Raw genomic sequence first — 22,512 nt, forward strand, 5'->3', positions numbered from 1 at the left:
GGCGCTTTTTTGCTGCCTTTCCCCTGCTCTTGCGCCTTGCAGCCGCAAAAATCGCTCCTTATATACGCCGCATAACAGCAGCGAAGGCTGCAAATCCAAGTCAAGGTGCTGTCAAAGGAATGCCTCACGGGGTTCAGACAGCGCGCTTCAAGGAGAGAAGAGCATGGCAAAAGTAATCGGTATCGACCTTGGCACAACCAACTCCTGCGTCGCAGTGATGGATGGCAAGGACACGAAAGTTATTGAAAACGCGGAAGGCGCACGTACCACGCCGTCCATGGTGGCATTTTCCGACGATGGCGAACGCCTTGTCGGCCAGCCGGCCAAGCGCCAGGCGGTCACCAATCCGACTAACACCCTGTTTGCGGTAAAGCGCCTGATCGGCCGCCGTTATGAAGACCCGACCGTCGAGAAGGACAAGGCTCTTGTTCCCTTCGAGATCGTCAAGGGCGACAATGGCGACGCCTGGGTGAAGGCGCAGGACAAGAATTATTCCCCTTCGCAGATTTCCGCGATGATCCTGCAGAAGATGAAGGAAACCGCTGAAGCCTATCTCGGTGAAAAGGTCGAGAAGGCCGTCATCACCGTTCCGGCGTACTTCAACGACGCGCAGCGCCAGGCAACCAAGGATGCCGGCCGCATCGCGGGCCTTGATGTTCTGCGCATCATCAACGAGCCGACCGCGGCAGCACTCGCTTACGGCCTCGACAAGAAGGACGGCAAGACGATCGCCGTTTATGACCTTGGCGGCGGCACCTTCGATATTTCCGTTCTGGAAATCGGCGACGGCGTCTTCGAAGTGAAGTCCACCAACGGCGATACCTTCCTTGGCGGTGAAGACTTCGACATGCGTCTGGTCGAGTATCTGGCCGGCGAGTTCAAGAAGGATCAGGGCATCGATCTGAAGAACGACAAGCTCGCTCTGCAGCGCCTCAAGGAAGCTGCTGAAAAGGCGAAGATCGAACTGTCGTCCTCGCAGCAGACCGAAATCAACCTGCCGTTCATCACGGCTGACGCTTCCGGTCCGAAGCACCTGACGCTGAAGCTGACCCGTGCGAAGTTCGAAAGCCTGGTCGACGACCTCGTGCAGCGCACCGTTGCACCTTGCAAGGCAGCGCTCAAGGACGCCGGCGTCTCCGCTTCCGAGATCGACGAAGTCGTTCTCGTCGGTGGCATGAGCCGCATGCCGAAGGTGCAGGAAGTCGTCAAGCAGCTGTTCGGCAAGGAGCCGCATAAGGGCGTGAACCCTGATGAAGTTGTTGCCATGGGCGCGGCCATTCAGGCCGGCGTTCTGCAGGGCGACGTCAAGGACGTTCTGCTGCTCGACGTGACCCCGCTGTCGCTCGGCATCGAAACGCTGGGTGGCGTCTTCACGCGTCTGATCGATCGCAACACGACGATCCCGACGAAGAAGAGCCAGACCTTCTCGACCGCCGAAGACAACCAGTCGGCCGTGACCATCCGCGTCTCGCAGGGTGAGCGCGAAATGGCGCAGGACAACAAGCTGCTTGGTCAGTTCGACCTCGTTGGCCTGCCGCCGGCACCGCGTGGTGTTCCGCAGATCGAAGTTACCTTCGATATCGATGCCAACGGTATCGTGCAGGTTTCGGCCAAGGACAAGGGCACCGGCAAGGAACAGCAGATCCGCATCCAGGCCTCCGGTGGCCTTTCTGACGCCGACATCGAAAAGATGGTCAAGGACGCCGAAGCCAACGCTGAGGCCGACAAGAAGCGTCGTGCGGGCGTGGAAGCCAAGAACCAGGCTGAAAGCCTCATCCATTCCACCGAGAAGTCGGTGAAGGAATATGGTGACAAGGTTTCCGAAACCGACCGCAAGGCGATCGAAGACGCCATTGCCACCCTGAAGACCGCGGTTGAGGCTTCCGAGCCTGACGCCGACGACATCCAGGCGAAGACCCAGACCCTCATGGAAGTCTCCATGAAGCTCGGTCAGGCCATCTATGAAGCGCAGCAGGCCGAGGCTGGCGATGCTTCCGAAGGCGGCAAGGATGACGTCGTCGACGCTGACTACGAAGAAATCAAGGACGACAAGAAGTCCGCATAATCGCGCGACTTTCCGTCTCCTGACAATTTATGCAAGACATCCGGCTGCCGCGTGCAGCCGGAAATCCATTTGCGGGGCTTGTTAACTGAATGGCGAAAGCAGACTTTTACGAAACACTCGGCGTCAGCAAGACTGCGGACGAAAAAGAGCTGAAAAGCGCCTTCCGCAAACTCGCGATGAAGTACCATCCGGACAAAAACCCTGATGATGCCGATTCCGAACGGAAATTCAAAGAAATCAACGAAGCATACGAAACGTTGAAGGATCCGCAGAAGCGCGCGGCCTACGATCGTTTCGGCCATGCGGCCTTTGAAAATGGCGGCATGGGCGGCGGTGGCGGCTTTGGCGGCGGCGGTTTCGCCAATGGCGGCTTCTCGGATATTTTCGAAGACATCTTCGGCGAGATGATGGGCGGCGGTCGCGCGCGCCGTTCCTCAGGCGGTCGCGAGCGCGGTGCCGATCTTCGCTACAACATGGAAATCACGCTGGAAGAAGCCTTCACCGGCAAGACGGCGCAGATCAGGGTTCCGACCTCGATCACCTGCGACGTCTGTTCCGGCTCGGGCGCCAAGCCCGGCACGCAGCCGAAGACCTGCGCCACCTGCCAGGGTTCAGGCCGCGTGCGCGCCGCGCAAGGCTTCTTCTCGGTGGAGCGCACCTGCCCCACCTGCCATGGCCGTGGACAGACGATCTCCGACCCCTGCGGCAAGTGCCATGGTCAGGGCCGCGTAACGGAAGAGCGCTCGCTCTCGGTCAACATTCCCTCGGGCATCGAGGACGGCACACGCATTCGTCTGCAGGGCGAAGGCGAAGCCGGCATGCGTGGCGGTCCGGCGGGCGATCTCTATATCTTCCTGTCCGTGCGTCCGCATGAGTTCTTCCAGCGCGACGGTGCCGATCTCTATTGCACCGTGCCGATCTCGATGACGACGGCAGCGCTCGGCGGCACCTTCGATGTCACGACGCTCGATGGCACGAAGTCGCGCGTCACGGTTCCGGAAGGCACCCAACCGGGCAAGCAGTTCCGTCTGAAGGGCAAGGGCATGCCGGTGCTGCGTTCGGCGCAGACGGGCGATCTCTATATCCAGATTCAGATCGAGACGCCGCAGAAACTCAGCAAGCGACAGCGCGAGCTGCTGCAGGAGTTCGAGCAGCTGTCTTCCAAGGAGAATAATCCGGAATCGACGGGCTTCTTCGCCCGGATGAAGGAATTCTTCGACGGCTGAGTGTCGCCGTTCTTCACCATCAGAAACGCCGCCATCCCTTGGACTGGCGGCGTTTTCTTTTTGGGGTCAGCCTGAAAAGCCGCCCTCTTCCAGATATCGCCGCTCCTCCGGTGTCGTTTCCCGCAACAATATCTTGTTACGATGCGGAAAGCGGCCGAAACGTTCGATGATCTCGCGATGTTCTTCGGCGTGATGCAGATAAAGCCCGCCAAGCGGCCGATTGAGACGGCACGCCCGGTGCTGCGCCTCCAGATCTTCTGCGTGAGAAAACGGTAGATAGAAGAAGACCCGCAGATCCTCACTCACCGCCTGATCATGTCCGCACCGGATGGCTTCATCGGCCAAAAGCCGCGCCAGAGGATCGGTCGCATACATGTGGGCCGTGTCGCGAAAGCAGTTGCGCGGAAACTGATCCAGCAGCAGCATCAAGGCGAGGCTGCTCTCTGCACCCTCCAGCCAGCCATCCAGTTCCCGCCTCGCGGCAGCGAAATGAGCGTCACGGAACCGGTCGTGAAAGTGACTGTCGAAGGCGGCATCCTTGTCGAACCATTTTTCCGGGCCAGCCTTCGTCCAGAAATCGACGATTTCTTCAGCGAGCTTGGCTGTGTCATTTTTCATCCTGTACTCCCGTCAGTAATGCGGTGGCCTTGTGATGGCGGGCGCGTCCAATGACTGCTCCTCAAGACTCAGGAACCGCTCTGTCAGGCGATCAAGCTTGGCGCGGGTCTGTTCAACAACCTTCCACTGCTCCGCCAGCTGGTCAGACAGTTCCTCTATCACCTTCAACTGATGCGCGACCGTTTCCTCGAGCGCGATAATCCGTTCTTCGGTTTCCGACGTCATGGTGACCTCTCTTTCCAGCCCTTCCTTGGGCCTAAAGGCTCGCGAGTCAACCATATGTCGCTTTCGTGAAGCGAATTCGGCATTGCGGAAACAGAGACAGAAAAGCCGGCGATGGAGACATCGCCGGCCTTTTGAGTTTATCGCATTCTCAGTCTTCTTCTACGAAAACCTCTTCGCGCTTCTTTTTCACGCTGGGGAGGAAGACGATGATCAGCACGGCGAGCGCAATGAAAAGCAGGGTTGCGCTGATCGGCCGGGTCACGAAGGTCGACGGATCGCCACGCGACAGGATCATGGCGCGCCGCAGGTTCTCCTCCAGCAGTGGACCGAGCACGAAGCCCAGCAGCAACGGGGCAGGTTCGCAGCGCAGTTTCACCAGCACATAGCCGATGAAGCCGAAGAAGGCGACGGCATAGAGATCGAAGACGTTGGAATTGACGCTGTAGACCCCGATGGCGCAGAAGGCCATGATGATCGGGAAGAGCACGTAGTAGGGCACCGTCAGCAGCTTCACCCACAGCCCGATCAGCGGCAGGTTGAGGATGACGAGCATCAGATTGCCGATCCACATGGAGGCGATGATGCCCCAGAACAGCGCTGGCTGTTCGGTCGCCACATTCGGACCGGGAACGATGCCCTGAATGATCATCGCGCCGATCATCAGCGCCATCACCGGATTGGCCGGAATGCCGAGCGTGAGCAGCGGAATAAACGACGTCTGGGCACCGGCATTGTTGGCCGATTCCGGACCGGCCACACCGGCGACCGCACCATGACCGAATTCTTCCGGGTTCTTGGAGACACGTTTCTCCACGGTGTAGGAGGCAAAGGCTGCAAGAATCGCCCCACCACCCGGCAGGATGCCGAGAGCCGAACCAATGGCCGTGCCGCGCAGAACCGGCCCTACCATGCGCTTGAAATCATCCTTGGTCGGCATCAAGCCGCTGACCTTGGCGATCAGCACCGAACGGGTCCGCTCGTTTTCGAGATTGCGCAGGATTTCGGCGATACCGAAGACACCCACAGCCACAGCCACGAAATTCAGGCCATCGGCATATTCGCGGATACCAAGGGTGAAGCGCGGCGTGCCGCTATAGATATCCGTGCCGACGAGACCGAGCAACAGGCCAAGCACGACCATGGCCAACGCCTTGACGATGGAGCCATGGGCGAGCGCGATGGACGACACGAGGCCGACGACCATCAGCGAGAAATATTCCGCCGCGCCGAATTCCAGCGCGATTGCCGTGAGCGGCGGCGCGAAGATTGCGACGAGGAAGGTTGACACCGTGCCGGCGAAGAACGATCCGATGGCGGCGATGGCAAGCGCCGCACCCGCCTTGCCCTTGCGTGCCATCTGGTAACCATCGATGGCGGTGACGGCAGAGGACGATTCGCCGGGCATGTTGATCAGGATCGCCGTGGTCGATCCACCATATTGCGCACCGTAATAGATGCCGGCGAGCATGATCAGCGACGAGACGGGCTCAAGCTGGAAGGTGATCGGCAGCAACATGGCGATCGTCGCCGTCGCGCCGATGCCGGGCAGAACGCCGATGAGGGTGCCAAGCAGCACGCCGATCAGGCAGAAAAAGAGGTTTGCCAGCGACGAGGCGGTGACGAAACCGAGCGCAAGATTATCGAGCAAATCCATCGCTATACCTCAGAAGTTGAGCCAGGGGCCGAAGCGCTGGAAAGGCAGGCCAAGACCATAATTGAAAACAGCGACGGAAAAGACAGTGATAGCCGCGGAAAGAACGACCGCCATCAACGGGCTCATCTTGTGTGAGGCGAAGGACGCAATGAGCGCGCTGAAAAACAGCGCCGGCACAAAACCCAGGCCCCGAACAGTGAAACCGAAAAAGATCGGCGCGGGCAGGATGAAAAATATGCCGCGCCAGGCGATTGCGCCGATGCCCTCGCCAGCCGGCCGGGTTGCGCGCAGGAATATAACGCCGCCAAGCAGGATCAGGATGATCGCGAGTACCAGCGGGAAGTAGCCCGGCCCCATACGGAAGGCGGTTCCGATTTCCAGACCATAGGACTGCAAGGCAAAAAAGACGCCAAGCCCCATAAAAATTGCCCCGCAGACTGCTTCGGCAGGGTCATTAAATAACGACTTCATGAAAGATGCCCCTCCACGGCGCCCGACATTCAGCCGGTTCGCCTGTTAAAGTTGATCACGGTCGACCGGCGGCAGGAAACCGCCGGTCTTTCCGCGTTCATCAGTCGGCATATTCGCCGGCAGCCTCAATCACCGGCTTCCAGCGGGCGATTTCGCTCTCAAGCTTGGCCTTCAGCGCCGCCGGTGTCGCATCGCTTTCCGGCGACGGCGTGGTGCCGAGTTCGGCAAAACGCGCCGCGACATTCTTGTCCTTCAGCGCGACCTGCAGCGACTTGGAGAGCTTTTCGTTGATTTCCGCAGGCGTGCCCTTCGGCGTGTAGATACCGTGCCAGATGCCGACTTCGAGTTTGGGCAAGCCAGCTTCGGCAACTGTCGGCACGTCCTTCAGCACATCCAGCCGCTTCGGCGAGGTTACGGCGTAAGCCTTCACAGTGCCGCCCTGGATCTGCTTGGTGGTGTTGGTGGTCTGGTCGCACATGATGTCGACTTGGCCGCCCAGCAGATCGGTCATGGCAGGGCCGGTGCCCTTGTAGGGCACTGTAACGAGCGGCGTCTCGATGGCGCTCATGAACAGCATGCCGCACAGATGAGAGGCCGCGCCGATGCCGGCATTGGCAACGGTGACCTTGTCCTTGTTCGCCTTGGCGTAATCGATCAGCCCCTTGAGGTCCGTGGTCTCAAGGTTCTTGCGCGACAGGATGGTCATCGGCACTTCCGTGACCAGACCAACATATTCGAAAGCACTTGTCGTGTCGTAAGCGAGCTTTCGATAGAGCGTGGCGCTGGTCGCCATGCCGATGTGGTGGAGAAGGATGGTGTAACCATCGGGATCTGCCGAGGCAACGCGGCCAGCGCCAAGCGTGCCGCCGGCGCCGCCGACATTTTCCACGATGATCTGCTGGCCGAGATCCTTCGACATGGATTCAGCCACAAGACGCGCCACCGTGTCCGTCGGGCCACCGGCCGAGAAAGGCACGACCATGGTGATGTTACGCTCGGGATAGGTCTGAGCGGATGCGGACAGCGCGAAAAGGGAAACGGCAGCGGCGGCAGCAAGGCCGGAAACTGTCTTCAGTATTTTCATCGATTCCTCCCGGATGAAAATGATCGCCACTTCAGCCGCGCATGCTCCTCCATGGCGGCCGGGGTGACGATATTTGCGATCCCGAAGTGACATTCAGCAACGGCACTGTTGCGATGAAACGCAGTTTTATCCGTGTAACCAAAGATAATGGGTGGATTTCAACCCATGACGGCCTAAAGATGGGTGGAAATCCACCCATCAGATCTCGGTCATATGCCGGTGAAGCTCGTATTTCTGCATCTTCTCGTAAAGCGTTTTGCGGGAGATGCCGAGGTTCTCATAAACGGATTTCAGATTTCCCCCATGGGCTGCGATGGCCTGCGCAATCAGGCTTTTTTCATATGCCGCGACCCTCGGGGCGAGAGCCGACCTGCCATCATCCTGAAACGCCGGCGACGCATCGGACACGTCGGTTTCCAGGCCCAGCGCGAAGCGGTCCGCAGCGTTGCGCAATTCCCGGACGTTGCCCGGCCATTCCCTGAGCGAAACAGCGGAGAGCAGGTGCTGCGGCACCTCCATATCCTCCCGCCCGTAGCGGGCGGCAGCTTCTCGTACCAGATGGAGGAAGAGCAGCGGAATATCCGCGCTGCGCTGCGAGAGCGATGGCACGAGAATTGTTGCGACGTTAAGGCGGTAAAGAAGGTCGGCGCGAAAACGGCCAGCCGCAACTTCCTGTTCCAGATCTACCTTGCTGGTGGCGATGAAGCGCACGTCGAGTTCGACCGTTTCATTCGAGCCGAGACGGGTAATCACTCTTTCCTGCAGCACGCGAAGCAATCGGCCCTGCAGTTCGAAAGGCATAGAGCCGATTTCATCCAGCAGGATGGTGCCGCCGCGCGCGTGTTCGAACTTGCCATAACGCGGGCGCAGCGCGCCCGGAAAGGCGCCGGCCTCGTGACCAAACAACTCGCTCTCAATCAATGTCTGCGGAAGCGCCGCACAGTTGATCGCGACAAAGGGCCGGTTGGCTCTGCTGCTGATATCGTGCAATGCCCGCGCAACCACCTCCTTGCCTGCGCCTGTATCGCCGACGATCAGTGTATCGGCATCCGTCGCACCGATGGCGCGAATGCGGTACCGCAGATCGACCATCACCTGGGTTCTGCCCGGCAGGCGCGTTTCGAGATCGTCATGCTTGCCCGCCACCGCCTTGAGACGGCGATTTTCCAGCACCAGCGCCCGCCGGTCATTGGCCCGCTTGATGATGCCCGCGAGATATTGCGGTGTGAACGGCTTCTCGATGAAATCATAGGCGCCATTGCGCATGGCGTTGACCGCCAGCTGAACATCCCCGTGACCCGTCATCAGAATCACAGGTATTTCCGCATCGAGCTCCCTCACCTTCTGCAGCAGTGTCATGCCGTCCATGCCGGGCATGCGGATGTCGCTGACCACGACACCATCAAAACTGTAGCCGATGAGTTCGAGCGCGTGTTCGGCGCTCGCCAGCATGGTGACGGCAAAACCGGAAAGCTCCAGCGCCTGGGCAGTGGAGAAGCGCAGTTCCTCTTCGTCATCGATCAGCAAAACCCGCGACATGGTCATTCCGCAGCCGCCTCCATGCGCCAGGCGGCGGCGGGCAATTCGATCTCGAATTCCGCGCCCCCTTCCTCATGATTTCTCACCCGCAACTGGCCGCCAAAATCCTTGATGATGTTATAGGAGATGGAAAGCCCGAGGCCGAGGCCACGCCCCACACCCTTGGTGGTGAAAAACGGATCGAAGATGCGATCCGAAATTGCCGGCGGAACGCCTGGTCCCCGGTCGCGGATGAAGACGGAAACCGTCTGGCCGTGCTGTACGGCCTCGAGCGCGATGCGCCGATCCTCGCGCCCCTCCACGGCGTCCGCCGCGTTGGAAATGATGTTGACGAGCACCTGCTGCAGCCGCACCGGACCAGCTTTCACCGCAAGTGGCACCGGGCCGAGATTGACATCCAGCACCGCATTGGCGGCCTTCAACCGGGCACCGACGATTTCAAGCGTGTCGCGAAGCACGGTTTCCAGGCTGACCGCAGTCATTTTTTCGTTCGGCTTTCGGGCGAAATTCCTGAGGTGCCTGCTGATCGAGGCCATGCGATCGATCAGCCCCGATATGCGCCTGAGGTTTTCCCTGACCTCGTCCAGCCGCCCGCGCTCTACAAGAAGCGACGCGTTTTCGGCATAATTCTTGGCTGCGGCAAGCGGCTGGTTGATTTCATGCGACAAGGCAGCCGACATCTGTCCGAGCGCCGCAAGCTTGCCTGCCTGCACCAGATCATTCTGCATCTTGCGTAATTGTTTTTCCGTCTGGCGACGTTCGGCGATTTCGTGTTCGATCTCCTGGTTCACACGCGCCAGATCAGCAGTGCGTTCCTCGACCCGCCGTTCCAGCTCCGCCTGGGCTTCTGCCTGATGGGTCAGCCGTTCACGCAGCCGTCGCCGTCTCTGCAGCATCGCCGCAATCAGCGCGGCTGCCAGACACAGGCACAGGATGATCGCGATCATTGCCGTCTTCACCTGTGTCCGCAATGAACCGGTATCCATCAGCACGCTGACGGTCCATCCTGCATCCGCCATCGGCTGAGACAGGACCATATATTCCCTGTCCCCCTCATTCTGGGTAATCGTCATCAGCTGATGCGAGCCGAAACTGCCGTGTTTCAGCGGCAGTTCCTTCAGTGTGGCATTGGCGTAACGGCGTGAGGCCTCGGTACGCGCCAGTCTCTCGGGCGTCAGCGGCATCAGGCCGGAGTAAAGCCATTGCGGCGTGCCGGTCATGAAAATGATGCCTTCGGGATCCGACACAAGAATACGGTTTTCGCCATCGCCGAACGAGGCCTCTATGCCTTCGATGTCGACCTTGAAGACGATGACGCCCTTTATTTCCGCATTGAAGAGAATAGGCGCGGAGAAATAATATCCGCGCTTGTGCGAGGTCGTGCCGAGCGCGAAGAACCGCGACTGCAGGCCCTTCGCCGCATCCTGAAAATAGGGACGGTAGCTGAAATTCTCACCGACGAAGCTTGTCGGACCATCATAGTTGCTGGCCGCGATTGTCTCGCCATCCAGCGTAATGATGTAGATATCGGAGGATTCCAGCAGGGTGTTGATGGATTTGAGGTAGACATTGGCGCGCTGTCGCAGGGCTTCATCCTTGGGATGTGCGACCAGCTCCTCAATGTCATCATGATCTGCAATCAAGGCAGGCAGCGGCTCGTAACGGTTCAACAGCCCGCCAAGGGCGGAGACGGCAAGCCGGAGCGTCGTGCGCCCCTGCTCGGACATTTCACCGAAATAGCTTTCTGCAATGACGCCGCTTCCTTTTGTCACGGCGCCGTAACCGAGGCCAAGACCGAGCATCATCAACAAAATCCAGCGATATTTCACCGAAACTCCCCTCACGCGGCAGGCATCTAACCCGCTCTCCCGAAGCGAGTGTAGGAGGAGTGACGAGATTTTCCAAGTGAGCGCTGGACACCGTGAGAGATCGCTAAAAACAAAAAACCGGCCACGAGGGCCGGTTTTTGCAAAGTCACGTCGGAAAATCTTATGCGCTTTCCTTCGGCGTCAGAACCTGACGGCCGCGATACATACCGGTCTTCAGATCGATATGGTGCGGACGGCGCAGTTCGCCGGAGTTCTTGTCTTCAACATAGGTCGCAGACTTGAGACCGTCAGCCGAGCGGCGCATGCCACGCTTGGACGGGCTTGTTTTTCTTTTTGGTACAGCCATTTTTGTTACTCCACTTAAGCGGCGAAACAACGGAACCGGCCAGAACCAAAGGCCGAATGTCGGATGTCTCGATATCGGAAATTTGGCGCGCTTATACATGCCCAAACGGGCTTTGACCAGCCCTGACGCGCATTTTTTCCGATTCGGCAAAAACCATGCGGCAAACTGCCCTTAGGCAATGCCAATCATGCTTCACCTTCTATCGAAAACAACCAGCTCCTTGAAGTGGTTCATATCCCTGAATTCACAGAAAGCCGGCGGACGCATCTCCATAACTGGCGCCGCGGCACGCAGCTTTTCCAGTTCCTCGTCAAGCATCGCCTGCCAGCGCGGCAGGCACTCAGGCTTGAACCAGCTGATGATGTAGGACAGGGTGATGTGAAACTCGTAGCTGTCATGGTCAGGACGGCGATATCCGAAGAAATCGGCGAATGCATCCCGCCACAGGGCCACAATGCGATCATCCTCGGGCGTGGCTCCCGTCAGGACCAGACCTACCGGCCGCAAACCGGTGACTTGCATGTTGAATCCCGGCAGCGCCGGAAAAGCAGAAAGGCGGTCGCGATAATAGTCCGTCATCGTGTCGATCGGTGTATCAAGCGGCATTGTCTGCGGCCAATAGGGCAGAGCACGCCGAAACTCGATGATGCCCTGAAACACCGTCATGTGCAGGCTGGAAGCCGGTGTGAAAGCAAGCTGGGATGCCTCCGGCATATCCAGGAAGCGCTGACGCGTCGCAATGATCGCGTTTTCGGTCTGCGAGCCCCCAACAAGATGGCAGACGACCGTATTGCCCGGCTCAGGCAGAAACTCACCATTCTCATTAAAGCGGCTGCCGAGATGGCGCGGCGGCTGATCATGACAGGCAGCAGAAATATAGCCGAGATCTTTCGAGACGAGCGGGGCGTGCATGGGAAACTCCTCGTGAAGCGTTTCCTCTAATCCGTGCACGCGACACAGCAATGACATGGACCGGCCAAAAGCCGGTCAATGCGCCTCGTCCCAGTTGTCAGCCGCGCGGGCATCCACCTGCAATGGCACCTTCATGGAGATTGCCGGCATGGCCGCATTTTCCATGACAGAGACGACGACGGGCAGAGTTTTCTCGATTTCCGCTTCATCGACCTCGAAGATGAGTTCGTCATGCACCTGCAACAGCATGCGGGCGGACAGGTTTTCAGCCTCCAGCGCCGGTTCGATACGGACCATGGCGCGCCGTATGATATCCGCCGCGGAGCCCTGGATCGGCGCGTTAATGGCGGCGCGCTCGTTGAAGGCTTTCACGGAAGGGTTGGACGAGCGGATTTCCGGATAATGGGCGCGGCGGCCGAAAATCGTCTCGACATAACCGTTCTCACGGGCGAAAGCCTTTGTCGCCTCCATGTAGTCGCGGATGCCGGGAAAACGCTCGAAATATTTCTTGATATATTCGCCGGCTTCAGACCGGGCGATACCGAGCTGGTTGGCGAGACCGAAAGCCGAAATACCGTAGATAATGCCGAAATTGATGGCCTTGGCGCGGCGGCGCACTTCCGAGGGCATGCCTTCGACAGGCACACCAAACATTTCCGAAGCCGTCATGGCATGAATGTCGATGCCGTTTTCGAAGGCGTTGCGAAGCTGCGGAATATCGGCGACATGGGCCAGCACGCGCAGTTCGATCTGGCTGTAGTCGGCGGAAAGAAGCTTGTGGCCGGGCGTCGAGATGAAAGCCGTGCGGATTTTTCGCCCTTCCGCCGTGCGGACGGGGATGTTCTGAAGGTTCGGTTCCGAGGACGACAGACGGCCTGTTGTGGTGGAGGCCAGCGCATAGGATGTATGCACACGTTTCGTCTCCGGGTGGATATATCCCGGCAGTGCATCCGTATAGGTGGATTTCAGCTTCGTCAGCTGCCGCCAGTCGACGATCTTGCGGGGCAGTTCAATACCTTCAGCCGCCAAATCCTCCAGCACCTGTGCCGAAGTCGACCATTGGCCGGTCTTGGTCTTGGAGCCGCCCGGCAGGCCCATCTTGCCGAACAGGATGTCGCCGAGCTGCTTTGGCGAGCCGATGTTGAAACGCTCGCCGGCCAGCTCGTAGATTTCCTCTTCAAACGCTGCCGCCTTCTGGGCGAGTTCGCCGGAAAGACGTGAGAGGATTTGCCGGTCGACGGTGATGCCACGCTCCTCCATATGCGCCAGAACAGGCACAAGCGGACGTTCCAGCCGCTCGTAAACCTTGGTCAGCCGTTCTGAAACAAGCCGCGGCTTCAGCGCCATCCACAGCCGCAAGGTGACGTCAGCGTCCTCCGCTGCATATGCCGTCGCCTTGTCGATGTCGACAAAATCGAAGGTAACGCTCGACTTGCCCGATCCCGCCACGTCCTTATAGGGGATCGGCGTATGGCCGAGCCAACGTTCGGACAGCGAATCCATGCCGTGCGTCGCTTTGCCAGCCTCAAGCACATAGGAGATCAGCATCGTATCGTCGAAACTCTGCATGACGACGCCATGGCGTTTCATGAGCAGATAGTCATATTTGAGATTTTGCGCGACCTTCAGCACGGCCTCGTCTTCAAGCAAGTCCTTGAGACGGACCAGTGCTTCGTCAAAGGGCACCTGGCCTTCGGCGAGCCTGATACCATCGCTGAATAGATCGCCGCCGGAGCCAGTCTTGTGCGTCAAGGGAATGTAGGCGGCGCGTATATCGCTGCCCGAGGCATCCTTGCCATTATCGGCGATTGCCAGCGAAAACCCGACGAGTTCCGCCTGCATCGGATCAAGCGATGTCGTTTCCGTATCGAAGGCGACGACCCCCGTTTCCCGCGCCGCCGCAACCCAGAGGTCCAGCGTCGCAAGATCCCTGATCGTCGTGTAGGCGCTCGTGTCGATCTTGGCGGCGGCAAAAAGCGTCTGGCGGGCGGTGGCAAGATCAGCCGGCGCGCTGCCCTCCCCGGCACCTTTCCGCGCCGGAATAGCGGGCGAAACCGCAGTGCCCGTTACGCCAGCAGCCGCTTCGCCCACAGCCGGAGCGGCCGTCGCATCGAGATCGGGACCATGGGCGTCAGCGCCCCACTGAACCGGCACATTGGCGGACTCAATGGCGGAAGCATCGGTCTCTGTCGCTTCGGCAACCCGCCGCGTCAGCGTGGTGAATTCCATCGCCTTCAGGAAGGCAATGAGTTTCGGGCCGTTCTGAGGTTCCAGCACCAGTGCTTCAAGCGGCTGATCCAGCGGCACGTCGGTCCTCAGTGCCACGAGCTGTCTGGAAATACGAGCAAGTTCCGCATTGGCGATGATATTTTCCCGACGCTTCTGCTGCTTGATCTCACCTGCACGGGCGAGCAGCGTATCGAGATCGCCGTATTCTTCCAGCAATTGCGCGGCCGTCTTTGGACCGATGCCGGGGATGCCCGGAACATTGTCGGTCGAATCGCCGGTCATCGCCTGCAGGTCGATCATCTTTTCGGGACCCACGCCCCATTTCTCTATGACATCAGGGATGCCGATCTGCTTGTCCTTCATCGCATCGTACATGTGGACATTGGCAGTGACGAGCTGCATCAGATCCTTGTCGGAGGAGATGATGGTGACATCGGCCCCAATGGCCTCCGCCTGCCGGGCATAGGTGGCGATGATATCGTCCGCCTCGAAGCCTTCCGTCTCGATGCAGGGAAGGTTGAAGGCGCGCGTCGCCTCCCGTATCAGCCCGAATTGCGGCACCAGATCTTCCGGCGGCGCCGTGCGATTGGCTTTATAGAGATCATAAAGCTCATTGCGGAATGTCTTTGATGAATAATCGAAAATTACCGCAAAATGCGTGGGCGTCACGCCGACATCGGTGTTGCGCGCATCCTTCAGGAGCTTCCACAACATGTTGCAGAAGCCGGAAACGGCGTTGACCGGCAGCCCGTCCGACTTGCGGTTCAGCGGCGGGATGGCATGGAAGGCCCGGAAAATGAAACCGGACCCGTCAACGAGGAAGAGATGATCGCCTTTTTTCATGGGTAGCATGGATAGCGCGGGGGCGTTTTAACGTCTACCGAAACTTCGCAGAACACACGGTAAAGAGCCGGAACCGAGGTGGTGAAAAAAGCGCGTCGCATTTCACCCGAACGTTACCGATTTGTAATCCATCTTTCCCTTGAAAAGCCGCATTTGCAGACACATTTCTTAGAGGACGGCGCCTGATCACGCCGTAGTCTGATAGCTGGCTCGTCCCCCGCCGCGTCAGACCGGACAAAGGCCTTTCCCCCTCTCCGGGCCTTTGTCCTCCAATATGACCGCCATGGCCGTCCCCTCCAGGCCATGGCGGTTTTATTTTGCGCCTGTTACCGGCTGGCAAAAACATATCGTGCGATATATATCGCACTATTGAATTGCCGGCGCCGTCTGGCCAAACTGTCTGAGGGACGGAGGAATGGGATTTTCCCGGGATGAATCGGCCATCTATCTCGCCGCCAAAATGGCGCGGGAGTTCACTATGGCGCTGCAGAAAAGAGCCGCCGCATTGGGCTTCTCTCCCGGCCAATTCCCCATTCTCATCGAGCTCTGGCATGAAGAAGGGCTGACGCAAAGGCAGTTGCTCGACAGAATCGATGTCGAACAGGCAACGCTTGCTAACACGCTCTCACGCATGGAGCGCGACGGGCTGATCGTGCGAAAGACGCATCCCGGTGACCGCCGCGCTCAGATCATCAAATTGACGCAGCGCGGCAGGGACCTGGAAGCGAATGCCATTGCCGCTTCTGAGGCCACCGAAGACATGTTGCTTGCGGATTTCCGGCGTTTTGAACGCCAGCTTCTGCTGGAATATATGCGTCGCGCCATCGAGAGCGCAAAAAAAGCAAAATAGCGCTTCCAACTCGAAACCGCTTCGCAGTTTTCCTGAACTGCTCTATCGTTCCCACGGCCGCGCGTTTGCCGATTCACGACACGCCGGCCCTTGTTTCCCGCGATGCGCGATGCCCGGATGTTTCGTCTTATCGCCGGGTCACGACAGACATGACAGGATCAGCGATGACAGACGTTTCCCCCATTCTTTCCACTGCCGATGACAATCTCACCTCCAGCCTCGAGCGACTGTTCGAACTCGTTCGCATTCCGTCGATTTCCACGGACCCCGCTTACAAGGCCGAGTGCCGCAAGGCGGCGGAATGGCTCGTGAGAACGCTTTCAGCGCTCGGCTTTACCGCCTCCGTTCGCGATACAGCCGGTCACCCCATGGTGGTGGCGCATCACGATGCGGCCAATGAAGACGCCCCACATGTGCTTTTCTACGGCCATTATGATGTACAGCCGGTCGATCCGCTCGATCTCTGGGAAAACGATCCTTTCGAACCCGCCGTCAAGGATATCGGCGCAGGCCGTCAGGTGATTACAGGACGCGGTACGGCGGATGACAAGGGCCAGCTGATGACCTTCGTGGAGGCCTGCCGCGCCTACAAGGCCGTGAATGGCGGCCTGCCGGTGCGCGTCACCATTCTTTTTGAAGGTGAAGAAGAATCCGGTTCGCCCTCGCTGAAGCCGTTCCTCGAAGCGAATGCGGAAGAGCTGAAGGCGGATTATGCGCTGGTCTGCGATACCGGCATGTGGGACCGGGATACGCCCGCCATTGCCGCGGCGCTGCGTGGTCTGGTCGGCGAAGAAATCGTCATCACCGCCGCCGATCGCGATCTGCATTCGGGTCTTTTCGGTGGCGCCGCCGCAAATCCCATCCACATCCTGACCGACATTCTCTCTGGCCTGCATGACGAGACCGGCCGCGTGACGCTCGACGGCTTCTATGACGGCGTGGAAGAAACGCCCGCCAATATCAAGGCTGCCTGGGAAACGCTGGGCCGCACCGCAGAAACCTTCCTCGGTGAAGTGGGCCTTTCGGTTCCCTCGGGTGAAAAGGGCCGCTCCGTGCTGGAACAGACCTGGGCGCGGCCGACAGCGGAGGTCAACGGCATCATAGGCGGGTACACCGGTGATGGCTTCAAGACCGTTATTGCAGCAAAAGCTTCCGCCAAGGTGTCGTTCCGCCTTGTCGGCGAACAGAACCCCGCCGCCATTCGCGAAAACTTCCGGGCCTATGTACGCTCGAAAATTCCGGCTGATTGCTCCGTGGAATTCCACGAGCATGGCGCATCGCCGGCGATCCAGCTTTCATACGATTCACCCGTCCTGACCAAGGCGAAGAACGCCCTTTCGGAAGAGTGGCCCAAACCGGCCGTCGTGATCGGCATGGGCGGCTCTATCCCGATCGTGGGCGATTTCCAGAAGATGCTCGGCATGGATTCGCTGCTCGTCGGTTTCGGCTTGACGGACGATCGCATTCATTCGCCGAATGAAAAATACGACCTGCAGTCCTTCCACAAGGGCATTCGCTCCTGGATCCGCATTCTCGACGCACTGGCCGCGAAATAAAAAAGAGGAGGCGCCACTGGTCGGGCGCCTCCGCTCACTCCAAAAACAAAAAGGCCGGGCAAGCCCGACCTTTCCATCCGTTTTCCGTCAATGCCAGTACATCCGTGGTCAAAGCGGTTCAACGGTCTGATGTTTCAGAGCGCGTCGATTTCCGACGCTGCTTTCACAATCAGGATCATCTGTTTTGGTTAATCTTTGGTTAACGCAACAACAGCGGCATCTTAAGACGCCCCTGACAGTTTTCATCTGAAACACTGTTGAACCCTATATCGGTATACGTACCGCCGTTTTCAAGACCCCGCCCGCCGGACTTCCTTCCAAAGAAAAAGGCCGGAAAAATCCGGCCTTTCAGTTCATGCAAGAAACCCTTTCGGGCCTGTTGCGTATCAGGCAGCGACGAGGTTGCCTGCGGACATCTTGCCAGAGCGGCGGTCCTGCATCAGCTCGTAAGAAAGCTTCTGGCCGTCGTTGAGGGCGGTCAGACCTGCGCGCTCAACAGCCGAGATGTGAACGAAAACGTCCTGCGAACCGTCGTCCGGCTGAATGAAGCCGTAGCCCTTGGTTGCGTTGAACCACTTTACTGTACCAGTCGCCATAACGATTTCCTTCCGTTGGCAATTGTATTTGCGCTGCGAGCAGCGCGGTCTTGGGGTCGAATTTGAAGGAAAAGATCGTCGTGAGCGTCTGGAAAGACGCCGAAGCTCTGGTCGTCAAACAAATATCGATGGCGAAGTACCTAGGTTGGAAGGGGCTGAAAGTCAAGTTTCTTTGAACGAAACTATCGCATCAGGGGTCCGCCAGGGCTCGAAAAAGGAAGCGCCAAATAGCAAAAACCCGGCGCGGGAGGAGGTGCGCCGGGTTCTTGAAACTGACTGACAATTGGGAGGAGGAGTATTGCCAGTCCAATCGGGCGACGCTGGGAGGAGGAGTGCGTCGCTTCGATGTTTTGAACATACAACATCGCCGCTCAAAAAACAGACATTCTATCGCAGCGCAGCATTGCGATTATTGCATAGCTTAAGCGTGACATCTTGAACAACCATTTCTAACCGCCTAACAAATACGCATGTCTATTCAATCCGTCAGAGCATTTTTTGCCGAAAAATCACCCGAGGTGACGATCATTGAAACGGAAGCCAGTTCGGCAACCGTTGCGCTCGCCGCTGAAGCACATGGCGTCGAGCCAGACCAGATCGCCAAAACGATCTGCCTCAAGGCGGGCGATGCCATTCTGCTCGTTGTCACCGCGGGTACGAAACGCCTCGACAACAGGAAATTCCGTGATCATTTCGGAACGAAACCGCGCATGCTGGGGGCGGACGAGGTGGTTGCGGTGACCAGCCATCCTGTCGGCGGCGTATGCCCCTTCGGCTTGCCGTCGCCTTTGCCGGTGTTTTGCGACATATCGCTGAGAGATTATCTTGAAGTGGTTCCGGCAGCCGGCGCTACCAATGCAGCGGTGCGGATTTCTCCCCATGTGATGGCCGAACTGACTAAAGCTGAATGGGTCGACGTCTGCCAATGACGCCGATTTGATCCGGCCTGGGCTTAACCCCGCCTTAAATTGCCGCATTTAAACTCTTCATCCTGGATTAAGGATCGCGCAGGCATAGACGCCTGAGGCCGACAAGGCACAGGCGGTCCCGCAAAAGGAGCGATTTCGGCTGGATGGCAGGCAAGGGTAAATCACGCGAACGGGTAGAACCCTCCTTCGGGGATTTCCACGAGTCCGGTGACGATCTGCGTCTTGACGCCAGCGAGCGCATCAGCGGCACTGCAAAACAGTCGCCGAAGAAACCGAAACAGGCTTCACGCCGACCCAAGACGAAAAACGAAAAGCGCGCCCGCGGCACAGGTCGGGGGGCGACGGGTTTCATCCGGTCCCTCGTCTATTGGTGCATCGTGCTGGGCATTTGGGGCGGTATCGGGATTGCCGGACTTGTGCTTTATTATGGCGCGCGCATGCCGAGTGCCAGCAGCTGGTCCATTCCAGAACGTCCGCCGAATGTGAAGATCGTTTCCGTGAATGGCAGCGTGCTTGCAAACCGCGGCACGACCGGCGGCGAGGCGCTCGCGCTGGAAGACATGTCGCCCTATATTCCACAGGCTGTGATGGCGATTGAGGACCGGCGGTTTTATTCCCATTTCGGGGTCGATCCGCTTGGTCTCGGACGTGCCATCGTCACGAATGTGCTGACGGGGCGAACCGTGCAGGGCGGCTCGACACTGACGCAACAGCTGGCGAAAAACCTTTTCCTCTCGCCGGACAGGACCCTGGAACGCAAGGTTCAGGAAGTGCTGCTGTCCTTCTGGCTGGAGCACAAGTTCACCAAGGATCAGATCCTGGCGATGTACCTCAATCGCGTCTATTTCGGATCCAACGCCTATGGCGTCGAGGCGGCCTCGCGGCGCTACTTCAACAAATCCGCCCGCGACGTCAATCTGGGCGAAGCGGCAATGCTCGCCGGGCTTCTCAAAGCGCCCTCGCGCCTTTCGCCGGCACGGGACCCACAGGCAGCGGAAGAACGGGCGCAGGTCGTGCTGCAATCCATGCGCGACGTCGGTTTCATTACCGATGATGAGATCAAGACCGCCATGTCGCAGCCGCCGACCAAAGCGAAACGCTTCTGGTCCGGTGCCGAACATTACGCCGCCGACATGGTGCTGGAAGAGGTGCGCGGCCTGGTTGGCGAGGTCAAGCAGGATATCGTCGTCGATACGACAATCGATCCCGATCTCGAGCGCGATGCCGAAAAGGCGCTGACCCACGTGCTGCAGGGCGACGGCAAAAAACAGGGCGCCTCCCAGGCGGCACTGGTTTCCATCGACGGTACGGGGGCGATCAGGGCCGTGGTGGGCGGTGCGGATTATGCCGAAAGCCAGTTTAACCGCGCTGCCAAGGCAAAACGGCAACCCGGCTCGGCATTTAAGCCCTTCGTCTACGTCGCCGCTCTCGAATCCGGGCTTACGCCCTATACCATTCGTAATGATGGGCCTGTTCGTATCGGCAACTGGACTCCGGAAAATTATGAGAAGAAATTTCGCGGCGAAGTGACACTGGCCACGGCGCTGGCCAACTCCCTGAACACCATCGCCGCCCAGCTGGTGATGGAGGTCGGTCCCGAGCGGGTGACACAGGTGGCGCATCGCATGGGCATCGAATCGGAGCTGCAGAATAATGCCTCCATCGCGCTCGGCACTTCGGAAGTGTCGCTGATGGAACTGACAGCTTCTTATGCTCCCTTCATGAATGGCGGCTATAAAGCCACGCCGCACATCGTGAAGCGTATCACCGATGCCGATGGCAAGGTGCTTTATGAAAACAAATATGACAATCCGCCACGGGTGCTGAGCGAAGAAATTGCCGCCACGATGAACGGCATGCTGTCGCGCGTCATCACCGAAGGTACCGGCAAGGCCGCGCGCCTGCAGGGCTGGCAGGCAGCGGGGAAATCCGGCACCACTCAGTCTTTTCGTGATGCGCTCTTTGTTGGCTATACGAGCAATCTGACGACCGGCGTCTGGTTTGGAAACGACGACGGCACCTCCATGAAAAAGGTCACGGGCGGCGGCCTTCCTGCAAGGGCGTGGAAAGAGTTCATGACCGCGGCTCATTCCGGTCTTTCGCCTTCGCCCCTCTTCGGTCTTGGTGCAGGCGGCGTGCCGCCGCTCATGGATATGCAGCAACCGGCGCCGGAAAATGCGCCCTCCTCCATTGGCGACATCATTTCCAACGCGCTGGGCGGCGGAACGACTGATAATCGCGCCTATCCCGCGGCGCCGGCATCACCCACACCGAATCAGCCAGATGGGCAGTCGGGAGGGCTGACGCCGCCGGCTAATATTCCTTCGCGGGATATCGAACCCCGTTATTCCGCCGGCAACGGCCCTGTGCCGCCGGCCGATATTGGCGGTGAAGCGCCTGACGCGTCGGGACCGAAACAAACCACCCTGCTCGACATTCTGATGGGTCGCTGACAGGTTTTTAAATCGTCGCCAAGTCCCGGGAACGAAGGACGAAGCGACCGAGGTCCACGTCCTCACCCCTTTCGTTTCACGCTTTTCGGTGGCCGAACCGGCCGCCGCCCCATCCACGGCGGCGAATCAGCGCCTGAAGCGCAACACCTGCGTGCATACGTTAACTTTAGATTGATATTTGCCCAGACACGGCTACATTTCGGATGACTTTTTAGGGTAAATGAATTATTAATCGTTCATATAAATTAAATTTCTTCTATCAAAATAAGTTTTTCAGGATCCTATATTATGTTGGGTACTAAAGGCTCATCCCATGCCGTTTTTTTCGGCGATCCCTATTCCTCGGCCATCACTTTCGAGACACCGGAAACGCAGCCCTGCATTTTTGAGAAACGGGTATCTCCACTACAACGCGGCCAGTTCGCGCTCAAAAGAACGATGGACATTGCGGGGGCGTCCATCGCCCTCGTCGCACTGGCTCCCGTCCTGCTGGCGGTGGCAGCGCTCGTCAAACTCGACAGCCGCGGGCCGGTCCTGTTCTCGCAGGTCCGCTGGGGCATGAATGGACGGAAGATTCGCGTCTATAAATTTCGCTCAATGAGAACAGACATGTGCGACGCCACCGGCGTGGCGCAAACAGTGAAGAATGACCCGAGAATAACCCGCATCGGCGCCATTCTCCGGCGCACGAATATTGATGAGCTGCCACAGCTCATCAATGTGCTCAAGGGTGACATGTCGCTGGTCGGACCGCGCTGCCATGCCATCGGCATGCTGGCGGCCGGCCGTCTCTACGAGGAGCTGGTTCCGCACTATCACCTGCGGCACCGGATGCGGCCAGGCATCACGGGACTTGCCCAGATGCGGGGCCTGCGCGGGCCGACGGATCGCAGCGACAAGGCAAGGGCACGCATCGTATCCGATCTTTATTATGTCGAAAATTTTTCGGTCTGGCTGGATGTCAGGATCATGGTCGGAACGGTGATTTCCGAGTTGCGGGGCGGCAAGGGCTTCTGATCTTCAAGAGGCAAGGCAAGATTGCGAAAAGAAAAGCCCGGCATCTCTGCCGGGCTTTTCTCATGAACTG

18 protein-coding genes are annotated in these 22,512 nt (G+C 58.7%); 7 read left to right on the forward strand and 11 right to left on the reverse strand.

Annotated elements, in window-relative coordinates; all coding sequences use genetic code 11:
• Positions 1–163 precede the first annotated feature (163 nt).
• Both dnaK and dnaJ read left to right on the forward strand, forming a co-directional pair.
• A complete protein-coding gene (gene dnaK / locus FHW77_RS11330; protein ID WP_004439158.1) occupies positions 164–2,065 on the forward strand; it encodes a molecular chaperone DnaK in 1,902 nt (633 codons plus the stop codon).
• 89 nt (positions 2,066–2,154) lie between these two features.
• Complete coding sequence (dnaJ, locus tag FHW77_RS11335) at positions 2,155–3,291, forward strand: molecular chaperone DnaJ (protein ID WP_004439156.1); 1,137 nt, start codon at positions 2,155–2,157, stop codon at positions 3,289–3,291.
• Positions 3,292–3,357: 66 nt separating this feature from the next.
• On the opposite strand, the gene FHW77_RS11340 is transcribed toward dnaJ, so the two are convergent.
• From FHW77_RS11340 to polA, 10 genes are all read right to left on the reverse strand, one after another.
• Positions 3,358–3,909, reverse strand: coding sequence for a DUF924 family protein (locus tag FHW77_RS11340; protein ID WP_004439153.1), 552 nt, complete (start codon positions 3,907–3,909; stop codon positions 3,358–3,360).
• Positions 3,910–3,921: 12 nt separating this feature from the next.
• Entirely contained in the window at positions 3,922–4,134 is a 213-nt protein-coding gene (locus tag FHW77_RS11345; RefSeq protein ID WP_004439151.1) for a SlyX family protein, read from the reverse strand.
• A 148-nt stretch (positions 4,135–4,282) separates the two neighbouring features.
• Complete coding sequence (locus tag FHW77_RS11350; RefSeq protein WP_004439149.1) at positions 4,283–5,788, reverse strand: tripartite tricarboxylate transporter permease; 1,506 nt, start codon at positions 5,786–5,788, stop codon at positions 4,283–4,285.
• A 9-nt stretch (positions 5,789–5,797) separates the two neighbouring features.
• Complete coding sequence (locus FHW77_RS11355; protein WP_004439147.1) at positions 5,798–6,259, reverse strand: tripartite tricarboxylate transporter TctB family protein; 462 nt, start codon at positions 6,257–6,259, stop codon at positions 5,798–5,800.
• A gap of 100 nt (positions 6,260–6,359) precedes the next feature.
• On the reverse strand, positions 6,360–7,343 hold the full coding sequence (locus FHW77_RS11360; RefSeq protein ID WP_111813251.1) for a tripartite tricarboxylate transporter substrate-binding protein: 984 nt from the start codon (positions 7,341–7,343) through the stop codon (positions 6,360–6,362).
• Between the two features lie 198 nt (positions 7,344–7,541).
• Positions 7,542–8,888: a sigma-54-dependent transcriptional regulator gene (locus FHW77_RS11365; protein ID WP_004439142.1), complete on the reverse strand. Its 1,347-nt coding sequence runs from the start codon at positions 8,886–8,888 to the stop codon at positions 7,542–7,544.
• Entirely contained in the window at positions 8,885–10,687 is a 1,803-nt protein-coding gene (locus FHW77_RS11370) for a sensor histidine kinase (RefSeq protein WP_004439140.1), read from the reverse strand. The genes FHW77_RS11365 and FHW77_RS11370 overlap by 4 nt, the downstream gene beginning before the upstream one ends.
• A gap of 184 nt (positions 10,688–10,871) precedes the next feature.
• Entirely contained in the window at positions 10,872–11,057 is a 186-nt protein-coding gene (rpmF, locus tag FHW77_RS11375) for a 50S ribosomal protein L32 (RefSeq protein WP_003507205.1), read from the reverse strand.
• Between the two features lie 192 nt (positions 11,058–11,249).
• Entirely contained in the window at positions 11,250–11,969 is a 720-nt protein-coding gene (locus FHW77_RS11380; RefSeq protein ID WP_004439129.1) for a DUF1868 domain-containing protein, read from the reverse strand.
• A 75-nt stretch (positions 11,970–12,044) separates the two neighbouring features.
• Positions 12,045–15,041, reverse strand: coding sequence for a DNA polymerase I (polA, locus tag FHW77_RS11385; protein ID WP_034496177.1), 2,997 nt, complete (start codon positions 15,039–15,041; stop codon positions 12,045–12,047).
• A 415-nt stretch (positions 15,042–15,456) separates the two neighbouring features.
• Here polA and FHW77_RS11390 point away from each other — a divergent pair, with 415 nt between their 5' ends.
• Together FHW77_RS11390 and FHW77_RS11395 are read left to right on the forward strand one after the other, a co-directional pair.
• Positions 15,457–15,891 carry a MarR family winged helix-turn-helix transcriptional regulator gene (locus tag FHW77_RS11390; protein ID WP_004439123.1) on the forward strand — a complete coding sequence of 145 codons (435 nt, stop codon included), beginning with the start codon at positions 15,457–15,459 and terminating at the stop codon, positions 15,889–15,891.
• 164 nt (positions 15,892–16,055) lie between these two features.
• Positions 16,056–17,447 (forward strand): dipeptidase, encoded by a 1,392-nt coding sequence (locus tag FHW77_RS11395; RefSeq protein WP_004439120.1) that lies wholly within the window; start codon positions 16,056–16,058, stop codon positions 17,445–17,447.
• A gap of 386 nt (positions 17,448–17,833) precedes the next feature.
• On the opposite strand, the gene FHW77_RS11400 is transcribed toward FHW77_RS11395, so the two are convergent.
• A complete protein-coding gene (locus tag FHW77_RS11400; RefSeq protein ID WP_003492998.1) occupies positions 17,834–18,043 on the reverse strand; it encodes a cold-shock protein in 210 nt (69 codons plus the stop codon).
• Positions 18,044–18,513: 470 nt separating this feature from the next.
• Between FHW77_RS11400 and FHW77_RS11405 the strand changes: the two genes are divergently transcribed.
• The 3 genes from FHW77_RS11405 to FHW77_RS11415 all read left to right on the forward strand — a co-directional run bounded on the left by FHW77_RS11405 (position 18,514) and on the right by FHW77_RS11415 (position 22,442).
• Positions 18,514–18,972: a YbaK/EbsC family protein gene (locus tag FHW77_RS11405; protein ID WP_004439110.1), complete on the forward strand. Its 459-nt coding sequence runs from the start codon at positions 18,514–18,516 to the stop codon at positions 18,970–18,972.
• A gap of 143 nt (positions 18,973–19,115) precedes the next feature.
• Positions 19,116–21,425, forward strand: a complete 2,310-nt coding sequence (locus FHW77_RS11410; protein ID WP_004439108.1) for a transglycosylase domain-containing protein — start codon at positions 19,116–19,118, stop codon at positions 21,423–21,425.
• A gap of 288 nt (positions 21,426–21,713) precedes the next feature.
• Positions 21,714–22,442 (forward strand): sugar transferase, encoded by a 729-nt coding sequence (locus FHW77_RS11415; RefSeq protein WP_004439104.1) that lies wholly within the window; start codon positions 21,714–21,716, stop codon positions 22,440–22,442.
• Positions 22,443–22,512: the final 70 nt, after the last annotated feature.

Origin of the sequence: Agrobacterium sp. RC10-4-1 (genome assembly GCF_014138475.1) — a bacterium.
GTDB classification, from domain to species: domain Bacteria; phylum Pseudomonadota; class Alphaproteobacteria; order Rhizobiales; family Rhizobiaceae; genus Agrobacterium; species Agrobacterium pusense.

Excerpts from the sequence above, each read along its gene's own strand:
- FHW77_RS11365 (WP_004439142.1), bottom strand. The coding sequence starts at position 8,888 with ATGACCATGTCGCGGGTTTTGCTGATCGATGACGAAGAGGAACTGCGC.
- rpmF (WP_003507205.1), bottom strand. The coding sequence starts at position 11,057 with ATGGCTGTACCAAAAAGAAAAACAAGCCCGTCCAAGCGTGGCATGCGC.
- FHW77_RS11350 (WP_004439149.1), bottom strand. The coding sequence starts at position 5,788 with ATGGATTTGCTCGATAATCTTGCGCTCGGTTTCGTCACCGCCTCGTCG.
- dnaJ (WP_004439156.1), top strand. The coding sequence starts at position 2,155 with ATGGCGAAAGCAGACTTTTACGAAACACTCGGCGTCAGCAAGACTGCG.
- FHW77_RS11405 (WP_004439110.1), top strand. The coding sequence starts at position 18,514 with ATGTCTATTCAATCCGTCAGAGCATTTTTTGCCGAAAAATCACCCGAG.
- FHW77_RS11345 (WP_004439151.1), bottom strand. The coding sequence starts at position 4,134 with ATGACGTCGGAAACCGAAGAACGGATTATCGCGCTCGAGGAAACGGTC.
- FHW77_RS11390 (WP_004439123.1), top strand. The coding sequence starts at position 15,457 with ATGGGATTTTCCCGGGATGAATCGGCCATCTATCTCGCCGCCAAAATG.
- FHW77_RS11410 (WP_004439108.1), top strand. The coding sequence starts at position 19,116 with ATGGCAGGCAAGGGTAAATCACGCGAACGGGTAGAACCCTCCTTCGGG.
- FHW77_RS11370 (WP_004439140.1), bottom strand. The coding sequence starts at position 10,687 with ATGATGCTCGGTCTTGGCCTCGGTTACGGCGCCGTGACAAAAGGAAGC.
- FHW77_RS11380 (WP_004439129.1), bottom strand. The coding sequence starts at position 11,969 with ATGCACGCCCCGCTCGTCTCGAAAGATCTCGGCTATATTTCTGCTGCC.
- dnaK (WP_004439158.1), top strand. The coding sequence starts at position 164 with ATGGCAAAAGTAATCGGTATCGACCTTGGCACAACCAACTCCTGCGTC.
- FHW77_RS11360 (WP_111813251.1), bottom strand. The coding sequence starts at position 7,343 with ATGAAAATACTGAAGACAGTTTCCGGCCTTGCTGCCGCCGCTGCCGTT.
- polA (WP_034496177.1), bottom strand. The coding sequence starts at position 15,041 with ATGAAAAAAGGCGATCATCTCTTCCTCGTTGACGGGTCCGGTTTCATT.
- FHW77_RS11415 (WP_004439104.1), top strand. The coding sequence starts at position 21,714 with ATGTTGGGTACTAAAGGCTCATCCCATGCCGTTTTTTTCGGCGATCCC.
- FHW77_RS11340 (WP_004439153.1), bottom strand. The coding sequence starts at position 3,909 with ATGAAAAATGACACAGCCAAGCTCGCTGAAGAAATCGTCGATTTCTGG.
- FHW77_RS11355 (WP_004439147.1), bottom strand. The coding sequence starts at position 6,259 with ATGAAGTCGTTATTTAATGACCCTGCCGAAGCAGTCTGCGGGGCAATT.
- FHW77_RS11395 (WP_004439120.1), top strand. The coding sequence starts at position 16,056 with ATGACAGACGTTTCCCCCATTCTTTCCACTGCCGATGACAATCTCACC.
- FHW77_RS11400 (WP_003492998.1), bottom strand. The coding sequence starts at position 18,043 with ATGGCGACTGGTACAGTAAAGTGGTTCAACGCAACCAAGGGCTACGGC.